The 21,312-nt window shown below is 64.2% G+C and carries 19 protein-coding genes and 1 pseudogene; 9 read left to right on the top strand and 11 right to left on the bottom strand.

Annotated features, from left to right (window positions below):
• Window positions 1-12: 12 nt before the first annotated feature.
• The 4 genes from MUB52_RS16085 to MUB52_RS16070 form a co-directional block, all read right to left on the bottom strand.
• On the bottom strand, window positions 13-2,187 hold the full coding sequence (locus MUB52_RS16085) for an RNA degradosome polyphosphate kinase (RefSeq protein WP_263845263.1): 2,175 nt from the start codon (window positions 2,185-2,187) through the stop codon (window positions 13-15).
• Between the two features lie 40 nt (window positions 2,188-2,227).
• The gene (locus MUB52_RS16080; protein ID WP_263845262.1) at window positions 2,228-2,899 is read right to left on the bottom strand and encodes a P-loop NTPase family protein; all 672 of its coding nucleotides are present in this window, start codon (window positions 2,897-2,899) and stop codon (window positions 2,228-2,230) included.
• 1 nt (window position 2,900) lies between these two features.
• On the bottom strand, window positions 2,901-3,968 hold the full coding sequence (locus MUB52_RS16075) for an AI-2E family transporter (protein ID WP_263845261.1): 1,068 nt from the start codon (window positions 3,966-3,968) through the stop codon (window positions 2,901-2,903).
• A gap of 172 nt (window positions 3,969-4,140) precedes the next feature.
• Entirely contained in the window at window positions 4,141-4,656 is a 516-nt protein-coding gene (locus MUB52_RS16070; protein ID WP_263845260.1) for a fasciclin domain-containing protein, read from the bottom strand.
• Between the two features lie 236 nt (window positions 4,657-4,892).
• Here MUB52_RS16070 and proS point away from each other — a divergent pair, with 236 nt between their 5' ends.
• From proS to MUB52_RS16045, 5 genes are all read left to right on the top strand, one after another.
• Window positions 4,893-6,284: a proline--tRNA ligase gene (proS, locus tag MUB52_RS16065; protein WP_263845259.1), complete on the top strand. Its 1,392-nt coding sequence runs from the start codon at window positions 4,893-4,895 to the stop codon at window positions 6,282-6,284.
• Window positions 6,285-6,355: 71 nt separating this feature from the next.
• Window positions 6,356-6,853 (top strand): DUF2937 family protein, encoded by a 498-nt coding sequence (locus MUB52_RS16060; protein ID WP_263845258.1) that lies wholly within the window; start codon window positions 6,356-6,358, stop codon window positions 6,851-6,853.
• Window positions 6,854-6,905: 52 nt separating this feature from the next.
• Window positions 6,906-8,192, top strand: a complete 1,287-nt coding sequence (locus MUB52_RS16055; protein ID WP_263845257.1) for a lipoprotein-releasing ABC transporter permease subunit — start codon at window positions 6,906-6,908, stop codon at window positions 8,190-8,192.
• Complete coding sequence (locus MUB52_RS16050; RefSeq protein WP_263845256.1) at window positions 8,185-8,868, top strand: ABC transporter ATP-binding protein; 684 nt, start codon at window positions 8,185-8,187, stop codon at window positions 8,866-8,868. The genes MUB52_RS16055 and MUB52_RS16050 overlap by 8 nt, the downstream gene beginning before the upstream one ends.
• A 71-nt stretch (window positions 8,869-8,939) precedes the next feature.
• Window positions 8,940-9,923: an Ldh family oxidoreductase gene (locus tag MUB52_RS16045; RefSeq protein WP_263845255.1), complete on the top strand. Its 984-nt coding sequence runs from the start codon at window positions 8,940-8,942 to the stop codon at window positions 9,921-9,923.
• Here MUB52_RS16045 and MUB52_RS16040 read toward each other — a convergent pair.
• On the bottom strand, window positions 9,920-10,354 hold the full coding sequence (locus MUB52_RS16040; RefSeq protein ID WP_263845254.1) for a DMT family transporter: 435 nt from the start codon (window positions 10,352-10,354) through the stop codon (window positions 9,920-9,922). The genes MUB52_RS16045 and MUB52_RS16040 overlap by 4 nt on opposite strands.
• A 105-nt stretch (window positions 10,355-10,459) precedes the next feature.
• Here MUB52_RS16040 and MUB52_RS16035 point away from each other — a divergent pair, with 105 nt between their 5' ends.
• The gene (locus MUB52_RS16035; RefSeq protein WP_263845253.1) at window positions 10,460-10,858 is read left to right on the top strand and encodes a c-type cytochrome; all 399 of its coding nucleotides are present in this window, start codon (window positions 10,460-10,462) and stop codon (window positions 10,856-10,858) included.
• Here MUB52_RS16035 and MUB52_RS16030 read toward each other — a convergent pair whose 3' ends face one another.
• The 3 genes from MUB52_RS16030 to parE all read right to left on the bottom strand — a co-directional run bounded on the left by MUB52_RS16030 (window position 10,859) and on the right by parE (window position 15,265).
• Window positions 10,859-11,536 carry a hypothetical protein gene (locus MUB52_RS16030; RefSeq protein ID WP_263845252.1) on the bottom strand — a complete coding sequence of 226 codons (678 nt, stop codon included), beginning with the start codon at window positions 11,534-11,536 and terminating at the stop codon, window positions 10,859-10,861. It lies immediately after the preceding gene.
• A 1,050-nt stretch (window positions 11,537-12,586) separates the two neighbouring features.
• Window positions 12,587-13,303, bottom strand: coding sequence for a hypothetical protein (locus MUB52_RS16025; protein WP_263845251.1), 717 nt, complete (start codon window positions 13,301-13,303; stop codon window positions 12,587-12,589).
• Between the two features lie 3 nt (window positions 13,304-13,306).
• Window positions 13,307-15,265 carry a DNA topoisomerase IV subunit B gene (gene parE, locus MUB52_RS16020; RefSeq protein WP_263845250.1) on the bottom strand — a complete coding sequence of 653 codons (1,959 nt, stop codon included), beginning with the start codon at window positions 15,263-15,265 and terminating at the stop codon, window positions 13,307-13,309.
• A 221-nt stretch (window positions 15,266-15,486) separates the two neighbouring features.
• On the opposite strand from parE, the gene MUB52_RS16015 reads away from it, so the two are divergent.
• Both MUB52_RS16015 and MUB52_RS16010 read left to right on the top strand, forming a co-directional pair.
• Window positions 15,487-16,179, top strand: coding sequence for a dimethylsulfoniopropionate lyase (locus MUB52_RS16015; protein WP_263845249.1), 693 nt, complete (start codon window positions 15,487-15,489; stop codon window positions 16,177-16,179).
• Window positions 16,180-16,200: 21 nt separating this feature from the next.
• Window positions 16,201-16,678: pseudogene (locus tag MUB52_RS16010) on the top strand (carboxymuconolactone decarboxylase family protein).
• Between the two features lie 28 nt (window positions 16,679-16,706).
• Here MUB52_RS16010 and MUB52_RS16005 read toward each other — a convergent pair.
• On the bottom strand, window positions 16,707-17,990 hold the full coding sequence (locus MUB52_RS16005; RefSeq protein ID WP_263845248.1) for an alpha/beta hydrolase family protein: 1,284 nt from the start codon (window positions 17,988-17,990) through the stop codon (window positions 16,707-16,709).
• Window positions 17,991-18,207: 217 nt separating this feature from the next.
• Here MUB52_RS16005 and MUB52_RS16000 point away from each other — a divergent pair, with 217 nt between their 5' ends.
• Window positions 18,208-19,581, top strand: coding sequence for an MATE family efflux transporter (locus tag MUB52_RS16000; protein ID WP_263845247.1), 1,374 nt, complete (start codon window positions 18,208-18,210; stop codon window positions 19,579-19,581).
• A gap of 58 nt (window positions 19,582-19,639) precedes the next feature.
• On the opposite strand, the gene MUB52_RS15995 is transcribed toward MUB52_RS16000, so the two are convergent.
• Both MUB52_RS15995 and MUB52_RS15990 read right to left on the bottom strand, forming a co-directional pair.
• A complete protein-coding gene (locus tag MUB52_RS15995; protein ID WP_263845246.1) occupies window positions 19,640-20,446 on the bottom strand; it encodes an N-formylglutamate amidohydrolase in 807 nt (268 codons plus the stop codon).
• A gap of 233 nt (window positions 20,447-20,679) precedes the next feature.
• Window positions 20,680-21,309, bottom strand: a complete 630-nt coding sequence (locus MUB52_RS15990) for a 2-hydroxychromene-2-carboxylate isomerase (protein WP_263845245.1) — start codon at window positions 21,307-21,309, stop codon at window positions 20,680-20,682.
• Window positions 21,310-21,312: the final 3 nt, after the last annotated feature.

Below are 21,312 nucleotides of genomic sequence, written 5' to 3'. Positions count from 1 at the left end.
GGAGGGCCGTGCTCAGTCCTCGGTGTGGGTCAGCTTGGGCACATCCGACGCGCCCGCCGAGCCGCGCCCCGAGAGCGAGGGGTTTTCCATGAAGAACCGGTGGCAGTTGAACGCGAACGCGCCTTCCGGAACGGGCGGGCGTTCGAAGCCACCATCCGGCCCCATGATCCAGCTTTGGGCCACGTCGGCGAGATTCGCGGCCATGATCTGGCTGACAATCTGCGCCTTCACCGTCGGGTTTTCGATTTCCACCAGGGTTTCGACGCGCCGGTTCAGGTTGCGCCCCATCCAGTCGGCCGAGGAGATGAAGACGCGCGCCTTCTTGTGCGGCAGACCCTCGCCGTTGCCGAAGCAGACGATGCGTGAGTGCTCCAGAAAGCGCCCGACGATCGACTTCACCCGGATGTTGTCGCTCAGCCCCTTGATGCCCGGACGCAACCCGCAGATGCCCCGGATCACCAAGCTGATCTTCACACCTTCCTGCGAGGCCGCATAAAGCGCGTCGATGACTTCGCTGTCGATGAGTGAATTCATCTTGGCCCAGATGACCGCGGGTTTTCCGGCGCGGGCATGGGCCGCCTCCGCCGCAATCAGCTCCAGAAGCCGCGGTTTCAGCGTGGTGGGCGAAATCGCCAGATTGTCGAGGCTTTCGGGCTGAGCGTAGCCGGACAGGAAGTTGAACACCTTCGTGGCATCCCGCCCGAGCCGCGCATCACAGGTGAAGAGCGACAGATCGGTGTAGATACGTGCGGTGATCGGGTGATAGTTCCCGGTCCCATAGTGCGTGTAGGTCACAAGCTGGTTGCCTTCGCGCCGCACCACCGTGGAGATTTTGGCGTGGGTCTTGAGGTCGAGGAAACCGTAGACCACATGCGCGCCGGCCCGTTCCAGGCGGCGGGACTGCCGAATGTTTGCCGCCTCGTCGAAACGGGCCTTGAGCTCGACCAGCGCGGTGACGGACTTGCCGTCCTCGGCCGCTTCGCAGAGCGCCTCGACGATCGGGCTGTCGCGGGACGTGCGATAAAGCGTCTGCTTGATCGCGACCACTTGCGGGTCGCGCGCGGCCTGTTGCAGGAAACGGACGACCATGTCGAAGGTCTCGTAGGGGTGGTGCAACAGCATGTCCTTCGAGCGGATGGCGGCGAGCATATCGCCATCGTGGTCCATGACCCGCTCCGGAACACGCGGGGTGAACATGGGCCAGAGCAGGTCGGGGCGCGACTCCAGCACCAGCTCCTTGAGATCGGCAGAGCCGATCATCCCGTTGATCTCAATCACTTCCTCCGGGCCGACGCCGAGTTCTTCCATGATCACGGATTTCAGAGCTTCAGGGGCGCCCGCGGAATGGGTCAGCCGGACGACCTCGCCGCGCCTGCGCCGCTTCAGTGCCACCTCGAACTCGCGCACGAGGTCTTCGGCTTCCTCTTCGACCTCCAGATCGCTGTCGCGCAGCACTCGGAATTCGAAATACGCCTTCAGCTTGTAGCCCGGAAAAAGACCGCCGACGTTGAGCACCAGAAGCTCCTCGAGCGGCAGGAACCGGTGGTGCCCGTCGTCGGCGGGCAGCGCGACAAATCGGTCGATCTGCGCCGGGATCGGCAGCAAGGCCTGCAGCGGGCGTTTGTCCGAGATCCGTTCAAGCTGCAGCGCCAGCGCGTAGCCGGTGTTCGGGATGAAGGGGAAGGGGTGCGCGGGATCAATCGCCAGCGGCGAGAGCACCGCGAAGACCTGCGTGAGGAACACCTCATCGAGGTAGCTGAGGTCACTCTTGGTCAGGTCAGCGGGACGCAGCACCGAGATGTTTTCCGCCTCCATCTCCTTGAACAGATCGACCAGGACGCGCTGCTGGGTCTCCAGAAGGCGGCGCGCGTTCTCGTCGATCAGCCGCAGCTGCTCGGCCGGGCTGAGGCCGTCGGCGGCGGGCGTGGTGTTGCCGGCATGCGCCAGCTCGCGCAGGCCCGCGACGCGCACTGTGTAGAACTCATCGAGATTGGCCGCCGAGATCGACAGGAACCGCAGGCGTTCGAGCAGCGGCACGCGCGGGTTCTCGGCCTCTTGTACCACGCGCCAGTTGAACCCGAGCCAGCTGAGCTCGCGGTTGAAGAAGCGGCCGGGCCCGCTCGCGTCGAGCTCCGGCATCTCCGTGGCGTCGGGGAAGTCGGTCTTGAGAAAGTCGGCTTGCGTCATGGCGGCCTTCTGCGGGTCCCGTGTAACGTGTCTGTGACAGTTATCGCGCGGCGGGGTCCTCATTGTCCAGAACGCGCCCTGCAAGTGCTCGTGACAGAGGGCGTTTTTGCGCCAGCGAGGCCGCATCGAGGCGCGCGACCAGATCCCGCGCCGCGGCAAACGACCGATCCATACGCCGGATCAGATAGGGGATCAGATCTGGCTTCGGCGTCAGCTGCCGGTCGGCGAAGAGTTTCGCCAACACGGCAGCCAGCAGGGTGTCATCCGGCGGCTTAAGGGCGGCCGCGGGGGCTGCCGCGATCCGGCTCGCGAGATCCGGCAGGGTGATGCCCCAATCTCGCACCCGCCCGCGGCCCGTCAGAAGCAGCGCGTGGCCTTCGGCCAGCACCAGATTGTGCAGATGGAAGAGCGCCTTCTGCGCCTCCTCATCTGTGGCGATATCGGGCACGTCTTCCACGGCAACCGCGCCTTGGGCGAGCGCAGGTACATCCCAAGCACACACTTCCGTCGCCGCGACGATCTGCGCGCGCCGCCGGCTGGCCCAGACATGCGCGAGGTGGGTCTTGCCCGCGCCATCGGGGCCCGTCAGCACAAGCTTGTCGGCGTCGCCCTCGATCATGGCGACCGCGACGGCATTCGACGGCGCGACGAGAAAGTCGGCGCGCCCGAGCGCCGGAACGCTTGGCAGCTTGAACCCCAGTTGCTCCGGCATGTCAGTCCTCGTGTCGGCCCGCTTGCCCGCGATAGAGCAGCGAGCTTTTGTACTGGCTGACGGCAAAGCGGGCGATCACACCGATGGCGGCTGCGACGGGCACGGCAACCAGCATGCCCACAAATCCGAAGGCGGCACCGAAGACCGAAAGCGCGAGGATCAGCCAGACCGGGTGCAGCCCGACCGAATTGCCCACCAGCTTCGGCGTGAGGATATTGCCTTCGACCACCTGTCCCACCACGAAAATGCCGGCCACCATGCCGATGGAGACCCAATCCCCCCAGAACTGGAAGAGCGCCAGCCCGATGGCCAGCGCGCCGCCGATCAGAGCGCCCAGATAGGGGATGAAGGTGACCAGCCCGGCCACGAACCCCACGACCAGGCCGAACTGCAGACCCACCAGCATCAGCGCGAAGGCGTAATAGGTCCCCAGGATCAGGCAGACGGTGCCCATGCCGCGGATGAAGGAGGCCAGCGTCGCGTCAATGTCCCGTGCCAGCTGCCGGATGGTATCGGCGTGATCACGCGGCAGAAGCTCGTCGATGCGCGCCACCATCCTATCCCAGTCGAGAAGCAGATAGACAGACACGACCGGCACAATCACCAACAGCACGACGACGTTCAGGATGGAAGCCACGGAGCTGAGCGCCGTGTTCAGCAGTTCCGCCCCGCGGCTCTGGATCGTCTCGCCGAGCGTGCTGATCGACTGTCGCACGGTCGAACTCGCATCCAGCAGCGAGGGGAAGCGCTCGGTCAGGAAGGCCGTGAAGCTCTTGGCGTATTCGGGGGCCACGTTCACCAGTTGCAGCGCCTGGTTGGTGAGCGTCGGGATGACAAGCAGGGCCATCAGCACGAAGATCAGGATCCCCACGATGGTGATCAGCCCGGTCGCCGCCACCCGGCTGAGGCCCAGCCGCTCCAGCCGATCCGCTACCGGATCGAGGAAATAGGCTATGGCACCGCCCAGGACGAAGGGAAGCAGCACGTCCCCCATCGCCCAGAGCAGTGCCAGAAAGACCGCCGCGGCGATCCCCCAGTAGAGCATTTGTTTCTGAACGGGCAGGGCCATGAGCGCTCCGATGTGACTGTCACAGGTCACATTGCGCAAGCGGGCAGGTCATTCAAGGGGCGAAAGGCGGATTGTTTGTCTGGGCGGTCCGTTGCGCGCGGTCTTCGGCATTTCCCGGGCGCGCATAGGGGCCCCGCTGGCTGCGAGACCCCCGCGTCTTGACGTCCGTGCCTTAGTCGCAGTCGGGGCGTGTGCCCGGCAGCAACACCTTGTCGACGACGTGGATGACGCCATTGTCCGCTTCGATGTTCGCAACGATGACGTTCGCGCTCTCGCCGGTGCCGTCCGCGATGGAGACACCATCGGCCCCCTTGCTGATGCAGAGCCGCTCGGACGCGAGCACCGGTTTGAAGTAGTTGGAGCCTGCGGGGATCATCTCGGCGGTCAGCTTGCGGTCATCGACATGATACAGCAGCACATTGGTCAGCTGATCCTTGTTCTCGGGCTGGAGCAGCGTCTCAACCGTGCCTTCGGGCAGGGCCGCGAAGGCATCGTTGACCGGTGCGTAGACGGTGAAGGGGCCCGGGCGTTGCAGCGTCTCGACCAAGCCGGCGGCTGAGACGGCGGCGACCAGCGTCGAGAAGCGCTCGTCCCCCGAGGCGATCTCGACGATGTCGGCGGCCGGTGCTGCGGTGCCCAGCGAAAGGGCGGTGGCAGCGGCGGCTGCGATGGTGCGGAAACGTGTCATGGTTCAGACCTCCTGGATGTTCATTCATGTCCTGTTGACATGCAAGGCTTACGGGCCCGCGGAGGCGGCAGATCAGCGCGCTCGCGGCCTTGTGAGAAACGTGTAACATTTGCACACGCCGTCTTTTCAAGCGTCGGAACAGCACTGTCCACGCAGCCGTTGACGCGGGTTTCGCGATTGCGAGCCCCTGCCGTTTGGCCTAATCAGGTCTGAACCAAGACCTGAGAGGACATCCCATGCGCCTGACCCGCTATTTTCTGCCCGTCTTGCGGGAAACCCCCGCCGAGGCGCAGATCGTGTCGCATCGCCTGATGCTGCGCGCGGGCATGATCAAGCAGAACGCGGCGGGCATCTATTCCTGGCTGCCGCTGGGCTTCAAGGTGCTGCGCAAGCTGGAAAACATCGTGCACGAAGAGCAGGTGCGGGCGGGGCATATCCCCGTGCTGATGCCGACGCTGCAACCGGCGGATCTGTGGCGTGAGAGCGGGCGCTACGATGCCTATGGCGAGGAGTTGCTGCGCATCCGCGACCGGCACGACCGCGATATGCTCTACGGCCCCACCAATGAGGAGATGATCACCGACATCTTCCGCGCCCACGTGGGCAGCTACAAGGACCTGCCGCTGACTCTCTATCATATCCAGTGGAAGTTCCGTGACGAGATGCGGCCGCGCTTTGGCGTGATGCGGGGCCGCGAGTTCCTGATGAAAGACGGCTACAACTTCGACCTCACGAAGGAAGACGCGCTGCACGCCTACAACCGCCATTTGGTGAGCTACTTGCGCACCTACGAGCGGATGGGGCTGCAGGCGATCCCGATGCGGGCGGACAGCGGGCCTATCGGTGGAGATGACACCCATGAGTTCCTAGTGCTCGCGGACACAGGCGAGTCGGAGGTGTTCTACGACAGCGCAGTGACGGACCTTACCTTCGGTGACCGCGAGATCGACTATAACAGCGTCGAGCAATGCGCGGCGATCATGGAAGAGTTCACGACGAAATACGCGCGCACCGATGAGACGCACGACGCGGCGCTCTTCAACCAGATCCCGGAAGAGCGCAGGCGGACCGCGCGCGGCATCGAAGTGGGCCAGATCTTCTACTTCGGAACCAAATATTCCGAGCCCATGGGCGCCACCGTTCAAGGCCCCGACGGCAAGCCGACGCCGGTGCATATGGGCAGCCACGGCATTGGGGTGAGCCGTCTGGTCGGTGCCATCATCGAGGCCAGCCATGACGAGAAGGGGATCATCTGGCCCGAAGGTGTCACGCCCTTCCACTGCGGGATCGTGAACCTCAAGCAGGGCGATGCGGCGGCGGATGCCGCCTGCGACCGGCTCTACGCGAGCCTGCAATCGAAAGGGTTGGAGCCGCTCTATGACGACCGGGACGAGCGTGCCGGCGGCAAGTTCGCCACGATGGACCTGATCGGTCTGCCCTGGCGTATCACGGTCGGCCCGCGGGGGCTGAAGACCGGCGTGGTCGAGCTCACAAGCCGCAAGACGGGTGAGAGCGAAGAGCTGCCGCCAGAGCAGGCGGTGGAGAAGATCGTCGAGATCTATGGCGGCCATGACACCAGCGAACATGTGGAGATGATGCGCAGCCGCGCCTTCCACACCTACATCTGAGGCTTTTCGAGGGCGCACCGTTCTGATACATCTAGCCGCATGCTGCCGGGGGGTTGAGCAGGAGCACGGATATGATCCTTCGCGCAGTGACTCTGGCCGCCGGCTTGGCCGGTGCATTCGGAGCGGCCCAATTCCCAGCCTATTCCCAACAGTATCTGCAACGGCTCGGCGGTGCGGTTGATGCGCTGAGCCAGGTGGTTGCCGATTTCGATGCCTCGGCGGCTGCAGAAGGGCTGAGCCGGGCGGAGGCGTTGGAGGAATTGCGCGGCACGGCCTTCGTCGAGCGGCGCCGCGCCGATATGATCCGCACCTTCGAGCGGCACGCGCGCCTGCAGTCGGATCTGGCCGTCCTGCAGGGGCAGGGGCCGTTCATGCGCGCCTATCACGCCCTGCGCCTGACCGATCGCGAGCTGGCCGGACGGGCCTGGCAGGCCTTTGAGCCGGCCTTGCCCATGACCTTTGCCGCGGCGCTCTTTGCAGCTGTCGGTTTTGTTGCGGGCAGCCTGTCTTGCGCTGCCTTTCTGGCCGCTCTGCGCTGGCCGCTGCGTCGCCGGACGATGGCGGCTTGACCCTCTGCGTGCAAAGCCTCAGGTTGCGCGCACGTCAGCTTTAGGGAACCTCATGGCCTCTTCACCGGCACCCTTTGCCCCCTTCGAGTGGATGATCGCCTGGCGCTATCTGCGTGCCCGTCGGGCCGAAGGTGGCGTCAGTGTCATGACCTGGATCAGCCTGATCGGCATCACGCTGGCGGTCTTTGCGCTGATTGCAACGCTCGCCGTCCGCTCCGGCTTTCGGGCGGAGTTCGTCGATACGATCCTGGGCGCCAACGCGCATGTCACGGTCTATTCGCTGGGGCAGGTCACCGAAGCGGGGCAGATCGACCGCTCCATCAGCGACTACGATGCGCTCGCCGCGCGTCTGGCGGAGGTGCCGGGTGTGGTGCGGGCAGCCCCGCTTATCCGCGGTCAGGTGATGGCCGCGAGCCAGGGTCGCAACGCCGGGGTCGAAATCTTCGGTATCGCGCCGGATGACCTGCAAACGCTGCCCCGGATCGCCGACCCGGAGACCGCGCGCGGTGACATCGCTGGCTTTGCCGACGGCATCGCGCTCGGCTCCGGGGTTGCCCGCGAGCTTGGCGTGGGCGTCGGCGATACGATCCGGCTGATCTCGCCGGACGGGGTCAAGACGGCCTTTGGCACATCGCCGCGGGTCAACGGATATGAGGTGACCTATATCTTCAGCGCGGGCCGCTACGATATCGACCGGACTCGCGCCTACCTTCCGTTTTCCGAAGCGCAATCCTTCTTTAATCGAGAGGGGTTGGCCGATGAAGTTGAGGTGATGGTCGAGCAGCCGGAACACGTGGACAGCCTGGCCCCGACGCTGCTCGCCGCGGCCGGAGACCGGGCCCAGGTCTGGACCTGGCAGGACGCCTCGGGCGGCTTTCTGCGCGCGTTGGAGGTGGAGGACAACGTGATGTTCGTGATCCTCTCGATCCTCGTCCTGATCGCGGCGATGAACATCGTCTCGGGGCTGATCATGCTGGTCAAGAACAAGGGGCGCGACATCGGCATCTTGCGGACCATGGGGCTGAGCCAGGGCTCCGTCATGCGGATCTTCTTCATCTGCGGCGCTTTCACCGGGCTTCTTGGTACGGTCTTCGGCGTGATCCTCGGCTCGCTCTTCGCGCTTTACATCGATCCGATCTTCTCCTTCGTGAACGTCATGATGGGTGGCGGCGTCTGGGATCCGTCGATCCGCGGGATCTACGCGCTGCCTGCCCAGCTGCATCTGGAGGATGTGCTCTCGGCTGTCGCGCTGTCACTGGGGCTGTCCTTCGTCGTGACGCTCTTCCCGGCGCGCCGTGCCGCGCGGATGAACCCGGTCGAGGCCTTGCGGTATGAGTGAGCCCGCGCTGCTGCTGAGCGGCATCGAGAAATCCTACAACCGCGGTCTGCCGGGCGAGGTTTCGGTGCTGCGCGGCATCGAGCTTTCGGTCGCCCGTGGCGAGGTGATCGCCCTGGTCGCACCGTCCGGCGCAGGCAAATCCACGCTGCTGCATATCGCGGGCTTGCTTGACAGTGCAGATGCCGGGCGCGTCGCGATTGCGGGGCAGGATATGAGCGGCCTGCCCGACACCCGGCGGACGGCCGTGCGCCGTGCCGATGTGGGCTTTGTCTATCAGTTTCACCACTTGCTGCCGGAGTTCTCGGCCCTGGAAAACATCGTCTTGCCGCAGCTCGCCAATGGCACCCCGCGGAAGAAGGCAGACACCCGCGCGCGTGAGCTGCTCGACCGGGTGGGTCTTGCGCCGCGCGCGAGTCACCGGCCCGCCGCGCTTTCGGGGGGGGAACAACAACGCGTGGCCTTCTGCCGTGCGTTGGCCAACGCGCCCGGGCTTCTGCTGGCAGATGAGCCTACGGGCAATCTCGATCCCGTCACCTCCGATCAGGTCTTCGATGCGCTGATGGAACTGGTCCGCGGCACCGGGCTGTCCGCGGTGATCGCGACACACAACATGGACCTCGCCGCCCGCATGGATCGGCGAATCCGCCTCGAAGCCGGGCGGCTGGTGGACATCTGAGCCTGGCCCGCGCGCTTGACGCCGCCGGCCGCTTCTGACCACCCTGTCACGACACGAAAGCCGGGACACCCATGAGCCTCCGTTCACTGGATGAGATTGAAGCACTGACCCAAAAGGCATTGCTGGCTCATGGCGCATCGCCCTTCGCAGCGGCCGAAGTGGCGCGCGCCGTGCGTCAGGCGGAAGGACGCGGCAACAAGATCTGCGGGCTCTACTACGTCGAAAGCTACTGTTTGCAATTGCTAAGCGGGCGGGTGCTGGGCGATGTGGCACCGCAGGTCACGACGCCACGCCCGGCTGTGGTTCATGTCGATGCCGCTCATGGGTTTGCGCAGCCGGCCTTCACCCTTGCTCTGGTGCCCGCACTCGATGCGGTACGGCGGTGTGGCGTTGCCACCCTCGCCGTCGGCCATGCCCACACCTGCACCTCGCTTGGATATTTCACCGAACAGATCGCGCGGGAAGGCTTCATCGGCCTCGGGTTCACCAATGCCTCGCCGATTGTGGCCCCGCCAGGCGGAAAGACCCGGGGCATCGGCACCAACCCCATCGCGTTTTCGGTCCCCGACGGCGCGGGTGGCATCGCCATGCAGTTCGATCAGTCGACCACAACCGTTGCGCTTGGCAAGATCACAATGGCGCAGGCCGCCGGAGAGCGGATCCCGCTGGGCTGGGCGCTGGATGAAAACGGCGCGCCCACCACCGACCCGGAGGCGGCGCTGAAGGGTTCGCTGGTCTCAATCGGCGGGTACAAGGGGTGGGGCTTCGGCCTGATGGCCGAAATCCTGGCTGCGGGGATGACCGGCTCTGTGCTGTCACGGAATGTCAAACCGCTGAAGGCGGCTGAGGGCCCGCATCACGACCTCGGGCAGTTCTACATTCTGATCGATCCGGAGACCTCACCGGAATTCGCAGCGCGCGTGCAGGCACTTGCAGATGCGGTGGCGGTGGACGAGGGGGCAAGGATGCCGGGCGAGGCGCTCGACATGCAGAGCCACGTGCCGGTTGGCGACACGGTCTGGGCGCGCCTGCGCGAGTTGGCAGACGCAGGCTAGACTTTCTGTGTCACGAAAATTCCCGCCGTCATCAGCGCGATCCCAAGGGCCCGTTTGGCGTCAACCGGTGAGATGCGGGCGCCGAACAGGCCGAAGTGGTCGATCAACGCGGTACTGATCAACTGCCCCAGCAGGACGAAGAAGACCGCATTGCCGACACCGAAGGTCGGGGCCACATAGGTGATCGACAGCACATAGAAAGCGATCAGCACCCCCGCAAGGAACAGGTGGCGCGGGGCAAGGGTCATCTTGGCCAGCGCCTGCGGCCCCGTCGCGATCATGACGACTGCGGAGGTCAGGAACGCCACGGCAAAGAGTACCGTGGCCGCCGCCGCGGGGGAGCCCACCCGCAGGCCTAGGGCTGCATTCAGCGCGGCCAGCACGGGGATGCCGATGCCGGCCACCAACATGATCAGGGCGTAAGGGGCCATTCATACATCTCCTCTAGACTGATGCGCGGTCGAGAGGACCATGGCCGTGCAACCGACCGTCGGCAAGGCCGATTGCGGCGGTTCAGTCCGACGAGAGAGGAAACCATGCGGTTCGTTCTGATGCTCATGATGATGGCCCTGACGCTGGCCGCCTGCGGGCGTGAACGGGGCGAGACGGGTGCTGCGCTCTACGCCGCCAATTGCGCGATCTGTCATGGTGCCGATGCGCGCGGCGGTGGGGGAGGCGGGGTCGACGGCCTCAGCAAGACACCGCCAGATCTGACAGGGCTCGCCTTGCGGAACGGCGGTATCTTCCCGGCCGATCACGTTCTGACGGTGCTTGACAGTTACGGGTTGGACGGGCGGCATTGGCCGCAGATGTCCGCCCTGCCGGCGCTCCAAAGCGAAAATCGCGCCCGCGTGCGCGTGGGCAACAGACGGGTTCGGACATCCGTTCCGAATGCGGCCCTGCTCATCTATCTGGAGAGCGTGCAGGCCTCCTGATCAGCTGCAGATCCCCTCGATCTCGACGCCATCCCACGGCAGCCCAACGGCATACGCGCGCGCCTCGGGCAGCGGGGCGACGGGCATCGCTTGGGAAATCAGGGCGTGCAGACGTTCGGTTCGGGGCGCGGTGGGATCAAGCGCGCGGCAGCAGACGAACTCCTCCATGATCGCGCCCTGCTGTTCGAAGCCGAAGTCGCTGAACTGCGGATTTGTATCAAGATCAAAGAGATAAGGGTCACGGGCGCCGCCGTGCTCGAAGGCTGCCCGCAGCGGGGTATAACCTGTTTCCCGGCGGTTCTGCCATTGCCAGACATGCACCATCTCATGGGCGAAGAGCATGGCGGCGACGAGGCTGATCTGATCCGGATATTCAGGCAGATAGTCGTCGAGATACCAGTCCTTGTCGAAGAGGATCCGGTTCCAGAGCGCGACGGCGGCGGGTTTGGAGGTCACGATCTCGTCGGTGGGCGGCGGCAGGATGCGCTCGCGGCAGGTGGTGCGCGGGCGCGGCTCCCGCCGGAAGGTGACCGCGCGGGTGGGCGCGCCGTCGACCAGCCGGACCTTTGAGATATCCACCGTATCGCCATGGATGGTGCGCGCGAAGGCGGCCTCGGTCGGCGTCAGCGGACGGCCGCAGGCGGCAAGCAGCATCAGCAGGATCAGGGCAAAGCGCATATGCCTAGTGGGCCTGAAAAACGCTTTCGGATCAAGCCCCTGTCTCGTCCTTGCAAAGAAAATTGATCAGACGAAATTGTTACAGTGCTGTCCCGGATCGGTGATCCGGCGTGACGGGTCTGGGGCTTTTTGTGTCAGCCCGCCGCGCCCATCTGACGTGCAGATCGCGGGGCCAGACCGGTTCTGCGGCACGCACCGCAGCCCCGTGGGGGCTGCCTGGAAAGGAGAGCCAAAATGGCAAAAGTTATCGTACCGACCGTTCTGGGGTTTGTCTCGCTGATGGGGGTCTGGGTGGTCTACGGATCGTTCCACACGGTTGTGATCTAATCGCATCGGGCGGGGCGCCCCACGTGCCCCGTTCCCAACTGAGCGCTGTTGCCCCAACTGAGTGCACCTGTTGCGTTGATGTCTCGTCGGTCTAGGTGATTGTTTGGGCGAGCTGGCGTGCGTCTTGGCGCCTTTGTTGCATGTGAAGAGCCCAGGACGAGCGCAAGAGGGACTCATTGAAACGGCTGAGCAGGGCCGCGCCCGACCTCGGGCCGGAGGGCGCCTTGCAAACGGTGAGGCGGATCAGAAAAAGCGCCAGTGGCGCGTTTTCCCGCCGAACGGGGAGCGTTTGAGCCCGGAGGGATGCGGCAGCATCAGGGGGCACGCAGTGCGCCCTCGTCGCACCGGAGGTGCGCCGGGTATTCTGGCACGCCTTTGGCGTGACGGGGGAGGGTGATTGGGCGTCCCGGAAATCATCCGGGGGATGAATTCGCCCAATCACGGGCGGAGCCCGGGACGAGGCGCAATAAGGACTCATTGAAACGGTTGAGCAGGAACGACTCCGCAGATGCTGCGCATCCGCTCTGTCGTCCGACGCAGGCGCTACGCGCCCACTGGGCCGCGCCCGATCTCGGGCCGGAGGCTGCCTTGCAAAAGGTCCGGGGGACCTTTTGAAGCCGAAGGGGGGCGTGAGCCCCGGGGGGCACGTATGTGCGCCCTCCCCGTGGGGGAGGTCGGGCGCGGCCCGAGGCGGGGCCTCGGGCAGGGAACACACCACAAGTGCTAGCCACCAAACCTGTTGGGTTTGTTGCGCTTTATTGCAATAAGCCTTTCACGCTCCGCGAGACTATGGATTTGGCGTTCAATGGATGAACGAAGAAATGCCGATTTTCCTCTTATGCGGTAAGCTGCTGCTACGGCTTCCTCCAATTCTCTTTGATTAGTTGCAGGTTTGTCTTTTGCCCACGCATCAACGTCTTCTTTCAGCTTCGAAAACCCGCCATCAAACGAGTGGGAGTCCATAGCAATTTGTTCAGCGTCGTTGCCAGACGCCTTGTTCACCAGTTCCAAAAGACTCGACTGGGCCGACTTGTAGGCAGACATCAGACTCGGTATCGCGATCATGTCATTTTGGACGTCGGCAATTAGCTTTGACCTCTCAATTCGAAGTGATCCATGGAAGCGCTCGGTTTCCAGTTCCGCGATACGTTCATTCGACTTTACTAGCTGTCGTTGTTGTTCTGAAGCAGCGGCTAGCTCGGCAGCCTGCCGTTTAAGGGCGTCGACGCTATTCTTGAGCTCTTTTCCTTGTTGGAAGTATCCGAGAATCAACCAAAAGAGAGCCAATAATCCCAAAGACCCGGCTAGGAAGTCACCCCACGCGTTCGGCTCAAGCTGCGAAAAGGTTTCCCAGTTTAGTACGACAATCGCGCACATTGATGTGAGGTAGATCAGCGTAAGACCGATGCCTATTCCCGGCTGTTGATGCTTCCAGCCCATTAGCTAAACATCCAACTCCTCCACGAACTTCGCGTTTTCCTGAATGTACTGGAACCGTAGTTCGGGCTTTTTGCCCATGAGGCGCTCGACCAGATCGCCTGTCTCTCCCGGCATGTCTTCGTCGATGCTCACGCGGATGAGCTTGCGGGTTTTGGGGTCCATGGTGGTCTCTTTGAGGTCCTTGGCGTCCATTTCGCCCAGGCCCTTGAAGCGGGAGACGTCGATCTTGCCCTTGCCGCCCAAGCCTTTTTCGAGCCAGGCGTCCTTTTCGGCCTCGTCGAGGCAGTAGACGCGCTTGGCGCCTTGCGTCAGGCGGAAGAGGGGCGGGCAGGCGAGGTACAAATGCCCGGCGTCTATCAGCGGGCGCATCTGGGTGAAAAAGAAGGTCATAAGCAGCGCGGCGATATGCGCGCCGTCCACATCGGCGTCGGTCATGATGATGATCTTGTCGTAGCGCAGGTCGTCGAGGTTGAATTTCGTGCCCATGCCGACGCCAAGGGCCTCACAGAGGTCGTTGATCTCGGCGTTTGAACCGAGCTTGCTGGAGGCCGCGCCCAGCACGTTGAGGATCTTGCCCTTCAGCGGTAGCAGGGCCTGCGTTTCGCGGTTGCGCGCGCCTTTGCCGGAGCCGCCAGCGGAGTCGCCCTCGACGATGAAGAGCTCGGTCCCTGCGCGGTCCTTGGAGGTGCAATCGGTGAGCTTGCCGGGCAGGCGGAGTTTTTTCGTGGCGGATTTGCGCGCCGTTTCCTTTTCCTGCCTCCGGCGCAGGCGCTCTTCGGCGCGCAGCACGAGGAAGTCGAGGATGGCGCCTGCGGATTTCGTGTCGGCCGCAAGCCAGTTGTCGAAGTGGTCGCGCACCGCCCCTTCGGTCATCTTCTGGGCGGCCTCGGTGGAGAGGCGGTCCTTGGTCTGGCCGACGAAAGCGGGGTCGGCGATGAAGCAGGAGACCAGCGCGCAGCCGCCGGAGAGGAGGTCTTCGCGGGTGATCTGGGCGGCCTTGCGGTTGTTCGCAAGCTCGCCGTAGGCCTTGATGCCCTTGAGGATCGCGGCCCAGAATCCCGCCACATGCGTGCCGCCCTCGGGCGTGGGCACGGTGTTGCAGTAGCTCTGGATGAAGCCGTCGCGGCTGGGCGTCCAGTTGATTGCCCATTCGACCTTGCCGGATTGGCCGAACTTCTCCTTGAAATCGACCGTGCCGGCGAAGGGTTTCTCGGCATAGGTGGTGGCCCCGTTCAGGGTCTCGCCCAGGTAGTCGGAGAGGCCGCCGGGGAAGTGGAAACTGGCCTCAAGGGGCGTCTCGCCGTCGTCGATGGCGGATTTCCAGCGGATTTCGACGCCGGAGAAGAGGTAGGCCTTGGAGCGGATGCTCTTGAACAAGCGCGCAGGCTTGAAACGGTGAGAGCCGAAGATCTCTTCGTCGGCGTGGAAGGTGACGGTGGTGCCGCGGCGGTTGGGGGCGCTGCCTATGTTTTCGACCTGGGTCAGCGGCAGGCCGCGGGAGAAGCGTTGTTCGTAGAGTTGCCGGTCGCGGGCGACCTGCACGACCATGGAGTCGCTGAGCGCGTTCACGACGGAGGCGCCGACGCCATGCAAACCGCCGGAGGTCTCATAGGCCTTGCCGGAGAATTTGCCGCCCGCGTGCAGGGTGCAGAGGATAACCTCCAAAGCGCTCTTGTCGGGAAACTTGGGGTGCGGGTCGATGGGGATGCCGCGGCCGTTGTCGCGGACGGTCACGGCGTAGTCGGCGTGCAATTCGACCTCGATGCGGTTGGCATGCCCTGCAACGGCCTCGTCCATGGAGTTGTCGAGCACCTCGGCCACCAGGTGGTGCAGCGCGCGCTCGTCGGTGCCGCCGATATACATGCCGGGGCGCTTGCGCACGGGCTCCAGCCCTTCGAGCACCTCGATGGAGGCGGCGTCATAGTCGGGCGTGGCAGCGCTGGACAGAAGATCATTGGGCATCGGCTCGAACCTCGTTTCTTGATTGGCGGTGAGTATGGCAGAGGGGCGCGCGGCGGGGAAGGGCGCATTCCGGTCCGGCGCCGCTGTAGAACCGTTCAGCCTGGCCTGGCGCTGCCTCTCTTCGCGGCAGATGCCGCACGGGTGGGCACGACGCCGGCCTGCGCGCTTGGCGGCGCGCGCCGACTGTGCCAAGAGGGGCCGACAGAAGGGAGCGCACGCCTATGAACGACATGCCGCAGGCCACCGAGGCGACGTTGCGCGATCTGCCGGACTGGCGGTATCTCTTGCAGGAGTATTACGAACTCTACCGCTTTCTACCTTCGGGCGGGAGCGGGCGCATCCGCAGCCACCAGCGCAATGTGCGCGAGGCGATCAGCCGGGTTCTGAAGGCCAACCCGGCGATCCGCCTGCAACCCCCCGCACAGAAACGGGTCACGGCGCACCTCAAGCGCGCGCTGGATCAGGGGCGCGGTGACCGGATGGGCAAGATGGTGCGCGCGCTGGAATCGGTGCAAGACAATCTGTCCTGGCAGTACGGCTATGAGAAAGTGCCGAAGGCGCTGCAGGGCAGCTATGCCTATGCGGAGGTCACCGGCCCGACCGGGCCCGTCGTGAGCGCCGAGATCATCCTCGGGATCGTGCTCTTTGCGCCGGGCTGTACCTATCCCGCCCATGCGCACAAGGGCATCACCGAGAGCTATATCTGCCTCTCGGGCGCGGTCTCGGAGAACCATCAGGGGGTCTATGTGCCCGGATCGCTGATCTTCAACCCGCCGGAACACCTGCATCGGATCACCGTCGGGGTCAACGAGCCTGCGTTGCTGGCCTATGCCTGGATGGGCGCGCCTGCCGATCTGCAGGATCAGAAGATGGTCTTTACGCGGTCGCGCAAAGAGGGGCAGTCTGACCGCTGACAGTGCAGCGGAGCCATGCGCATGACCTGGATCACCACCATTCCCTTCGAGGCCGCAACCGGCAAGCTGCGTCGCCTTTACGAGCGCATCGCCGGGCCGGGACAGAACGTCGACAACATCATGATGGCGCACAGCCTGCGGCCGCATACGATGGAAGGCCATATGGCGATCTACAAACATGTGCTGCATCATTCGGGCAACACACTACCCAAGTGGTTTCTGGAGGCGCTTGGCGTCTGGGTCTCGGGCCTGAATGGCTGCGATTACTGCGAAACCCATCATTTTGCTGGGATGATGCGCCTGTTGAAAGATGACGGACGTGCACGCGCTTCGGGAGGCGGGCTTTGACGACGGAGAGATCCTCGAGATCAATCAGGTCGTGAGCTATTTCAGCTATGCGAACCGCACCGTCATGGGGTTGGGGTGCTCGACGACGGGGGATATCATCGGCCTTTCGCCGGGAAACTCCGATGATCCGGACGACTGGAGCCACAGTTAGGTGACACGAAAGCCACCTTGCGACAGGCTCACTCGCCTTTCAGCAGTGTCTCGAACCGCAAACCCTTGGCGGTTCGAGCCGGGAATCCGGTCCAATAGCTGTGGTCTTCCGTGGGTGTTGCGTCTTCATCGAGTGCAATGATGCCCTGATCCGCATCCGGGATCAGCTCAAGGTAGGGCCGCTTGCTGATGTCGCCCTTGAGGTGCAGGTCGAAGAAGGCCGTGGCGAAGTGCTGCGCGATGTTGTTCATGCGCGTGGTGTCCCACACCGGGTCCGAATAGTGTTCGAAGGGCACGAAATCGAGCTCCTCGACCGGGATCCATGATTCCTTCGGGGCCGGGATCGGCGCTGCGGCATTGTGGTTTGCGTGCTCGAAGGTCAGCAGGTGACGGTCGGCGCCGGCGGCCTGCTCGAAGATCGTTCGGATCGTGGCATAGACCGAAACATCGTCGGACCCGCCGGCCATCAGCAGTGTCGGCACCCGCAGACCGGCGAGCCCATTGGCATCCCAAAAGCCTGCATTGCGACCCCAAGGACCGATGGCAATGATCGCCTTGACGCGGGAATCAATCAGCGCTTCATGGCTTTCGGAGCCGGCCATATGCCGCTCCAGCAGCCCGTTGGGCGTGCCCCAGCTGTACTCGGTGGCCGCCTGTGTCACGCCCGCGCCACCGAAGATCAGCGCGCCGTAGCCCCCCATGGAGTAGCCGATGACACCCACCGCAGAGGTGTCGATGATCGCCCCGAGTGGGCCATCCAGCGTCGCCATCTGGTCCACCACGAAACGTTGGTCGATTGGTCGGTGATAGAGCGTCGCACCGAAGGCGGCCTGATCGGAATAGGTGCTGTCCGTGTGATCGATGGAGACCGTCACGAACCCTTTCGAGGCGAGGTTTTCGCCGAGATGTGACATCAGAAACCGGTTGCCGGGATAGCCGTGGCTGATCACGATCAGGGGATAGCGCTCGCCCGAGGCCGGCGGGGCATCGCGGGCGGCGCGTCCGGTCAGCGTGACTTCCGTCTTGCCGTCGCGCAGGATCGCCCGGTAGCTGCCGCCGGGCGTGGTTCCATCCGCTGCCGGATACCAGACTTCGGCAGTCAGCGGGCGGTCGTAGAGCGGCTCTGAGTCGCCCTCGACGTTCACGATGTCGATCTGATCGGCGTGCACCCATTCGAGCGTCTGGACACCGATGGGCCGTGACCCATAGGGGGCCAGCTCGGGCGCGTCAGGCCGTATCGAGTCTATCGGGTTCGCAAGCGCAGGCGCGGCCATAATTGCCACGACCGCAGCCAGCGGTTGTTTCCACGTCATCATTCACTCCGGCGGGCCTCGTCCTGCCCGCAGCCACAGACTGACAGGTTCTCGCGGCAATTCAAGAACTTGAGTGCCCTTTTTTGTGTCGGCGGTGCGCTTTTTCGGATGCGGGACGTAACGTCAACCTCCAGATTCGCGCATCCAGCGCCCTTTTTGGGTTTCCCGCATAGCGAGAAACCTTTCACCCGGCGCATGGGAGGCGTATGGCGGTGTCATGCGCAAAGTGATGACATATCCCGAACATATCCGGGCGATTCTCGGCCTCGGGCTGCCGCTGGTGGGCGGCCATCTCGCGCAGACTGCGATCGGCGTCACCGATACGGTGATGCTGGGTTGGTATGGGGTCGAGGCGCTCGCGGCAGTGACGCTTGGTTCGACGGTCTTTTTCGTGCTGCTCATCTTCGGATCGGGCTTTGCCTGGGCCGTGATGCCGATGGTGGCCTCGCTGCAGGCTGAAGGAGATGAGGTTGGGCTGCGCCGCACCACGCGGATGGGGCTCTGGCTGAGTGCGGGTTTTGCCCTGCTGGCCTTGCCGGCGTTGATCTGGTCCGAGCCCATTCTGCGCAGCCTCGGCCAAAGCGACGCGCTGGCGGCTGATGCGGGCGCTTACCTGCGGGTGGCCGGATACGGCATCTTGCCCGCGCTGCTGGTCATGGTGCTGAAGTCCTACTTGGCCGCGCTGGAGCGCACTCAAGTCGTGCTCTGGATCACCGTGTTGGGCGCTGTGGTCAACGCCGTCGTCAATTACGCGCTGATCTTCGGCAACTGGGGTGCGCCCGAGCTTGGCATCACCGGTGCCGCGCTGGCCTCGGTTGCCACGCATGTGGTTGCGCTGATCGGCATCGTGATCTACGCCCGCCGCACCTTGCCCGAGCACGCGCTCTTCCAGCGGCTCTGGCGTCCGGACTGGCAGATGCTGGCGCGCGTCTTCCGCCTTGGCCTGCCCATCGGCGTCACAAGCCTGAGCGAGGTCGGGCTCTTCGCGGCGTCGGCGATGATGATGGGCTGGCTGGGCACCGTGCCGCTTGCTGCGCATGGGATCGCGCTGCAACTCGCGTCGATCACCTTCATGGTCCACATGGGGTTGAGCAACGCGGCCACAATCCGCGCCGGGAACGCCTACGGGCGGGGCGATCCGCCACATATGCGCAAGGGGGCGCTTGTCGTGACTGCGATGTCGCTGCTCATGGCCGCCGCAACGATCGCGCTGTTCCTGCTGCTGCCGGAGCCGCTGATCTCGCTCTTCATGCAACGAGATGAGCCGCAGCGCGCCCAAATTCTCGCCGTGGGGACCGGGCTTCTGGCGATGGCGGCGTTGTTCCAACTGGTGGACGGTGCACAGGTGATCGCGCTCGGGCTGCTGCGGGGCGTGCAGGACACGCGCATGCCGATGATTTTTGCCGCCCTCAGCTACTGGGCTGTTGGGGTGCCCTGCTCCTATCTCTTCGGCTTCGTGTTTGATCTGGAGGGGATCGGCGTCTGGCTCGGTCTGGTGGTCGGTCTCGGACTTGCGAGCGTGCTGCTGTCCCTGCGGTTCTGGGGCGTTGCTCTGCGCAAGCTGACCGCAGGGGCGCGGAGCGCGGTATGACAACAGGTCATCGACGTGAGGTAACACTTTATATACGCAATTTAACAATATGATTTTATTAGTGTTGTAACGGAAATGAAGATCGCTGCGGCGCCCAATTCCGCGCCGTAACGAGCAAGTCGCGCAGCACCTCCCGCAGCGGCTCGGCCTTCTCCCGGTCATAGCGCCAGTGGCCGTCGTCGTCCGAGAGATAGCATGATCGTGCGACCTCGACCTGTAGCGCGTGCACGTTCTGCTTGGGGCGCCCGTAGCGGCTGACGGTCCAACCGTCGGTCTCGCCTTCATGAATGGCCGTCTCGTAGGATGTCGCGGACATGCAGATCCCGGCGAGACGTGCGGCCAGCGCGTGATCGCAGGATGCACCCCTGTTTGTTCGGATGCCGATGTCGGGCAACGCCCGCAGCGTACCGGGCGCCGCGTGTTGCCGCACCGCATGGCAATCGATCAGCAGGGCATGCCCATGCTTGGCCCGCCGATATGCCACTTCGGCCGCGATTGCAGCGTGATAGGGCGTGTGGAACGCCGCGCCCCAGCGCCTCATCTCGCCCCGGGTGGGCGGTACTCGCCAGATCAGCTCGCGATCGAGATTGCAGACCGGCACGATAGCATCCGGATCGGTGGCCTGATCGGTGGTCGAGCGCGTGGGATTGCCATTCGCGTTGCACAAGTAGCGGTGGAAGTTCGCCCGGATCACAGTGGCATCTTCCACGAGACCCTCAAAGAGATGATCGACATGCCAGTCGGTATCGGTCAGGGCCTGCCCGCGCGCATTCAGCCGCCGCATGACCACCATCGGAATGTCGGTTGCGGCATGGGGCAGCGTCAGGATCAGCGGGCTGTCTCCTCTGACGATCTTGACTGGCACCGGTCTCGTCCCTCCGCGTCAGCCTTGCACCAGACAGGTGCGAACCGGGTGACGGGTGTCTTCACGGACGAAGATCCGGGTTTTCGTCCAAAACATCTCTTCGCCCAGCGGCGGTCGCGCCAAAAAGGTACGAGCGCGCAGCCGCGGTCCGATGATCACGCCATAGATGTGGTGCCGAGTCGTCATCGTCGTCTCCGATCCCCACTGTCAGGAACACCGGCCCGGCCAGCAGGTCAAGCGGTCTGGCGTGGCAGTTGGGCGAAAGGTTTCACGAGCGCGCGGGCGACCATGTCGAGCCGGTCCTGTCCGTAGAACATATCGCCGTCGACGAAATAGGTGGGCGAGCCGAGCACATGGCGCGCGATTGCCTCCTCGGTGTTGGCGGCGTGCTGGGCCTGAACCGCGTCGCTCTGCGCCGAGGCGACAAGCGCCGCCCCGTCCATCCCGAGGCTCTCTGCAATAGCGGCGATGGTGGCGGCATCCGCGGGGTCCGCATCGTCGCGCCAATGCGCTTGGAGCAGCGCGCGGGACAGGGCGTGCACGTCCCAGCCCATGGTCTGCGCGGCGATGATCGCGCCATTGCCCAATCCAAGCGGGTTGTCGTGATGCTTGGGTCGGCGCATGATCCACGGCAGATCGCGGTACTCGGCCCATCGCGTGATCTCGCGCCCGAAGAAATAGTAGGTGTGGGTCTTGGAGCGGGCATCGAAAGGTGCGCTGCCAGCCGCGGCGACGACGGGGTTGAGGTCCATCGGTTTGTGGATCACGCGCGCGCCGTGCTCCGCCGCGATCTCGGCCAGTCGCCAGGCGCCCAGATAGGCGAAGACGGAGTGGCAGGCGTAGAAGTATTCGATTTCCTTCATGGG

The sequence above is a fragment of the Roseobacter sinensis genome (genome assembly GCF_025755255.1).
In the GTDB taxonomy this organism is placed as follows: domain Bacteria; phylum Pseudomonadota; class Alphaproteobacteria; order Rhodobacterales; family Rhodobacteraceae; genus Roseobacter; species Roseobacter sinensis.
This window is presented reverse-complemented; position numbering and strand designations above follow the sequence as displayed.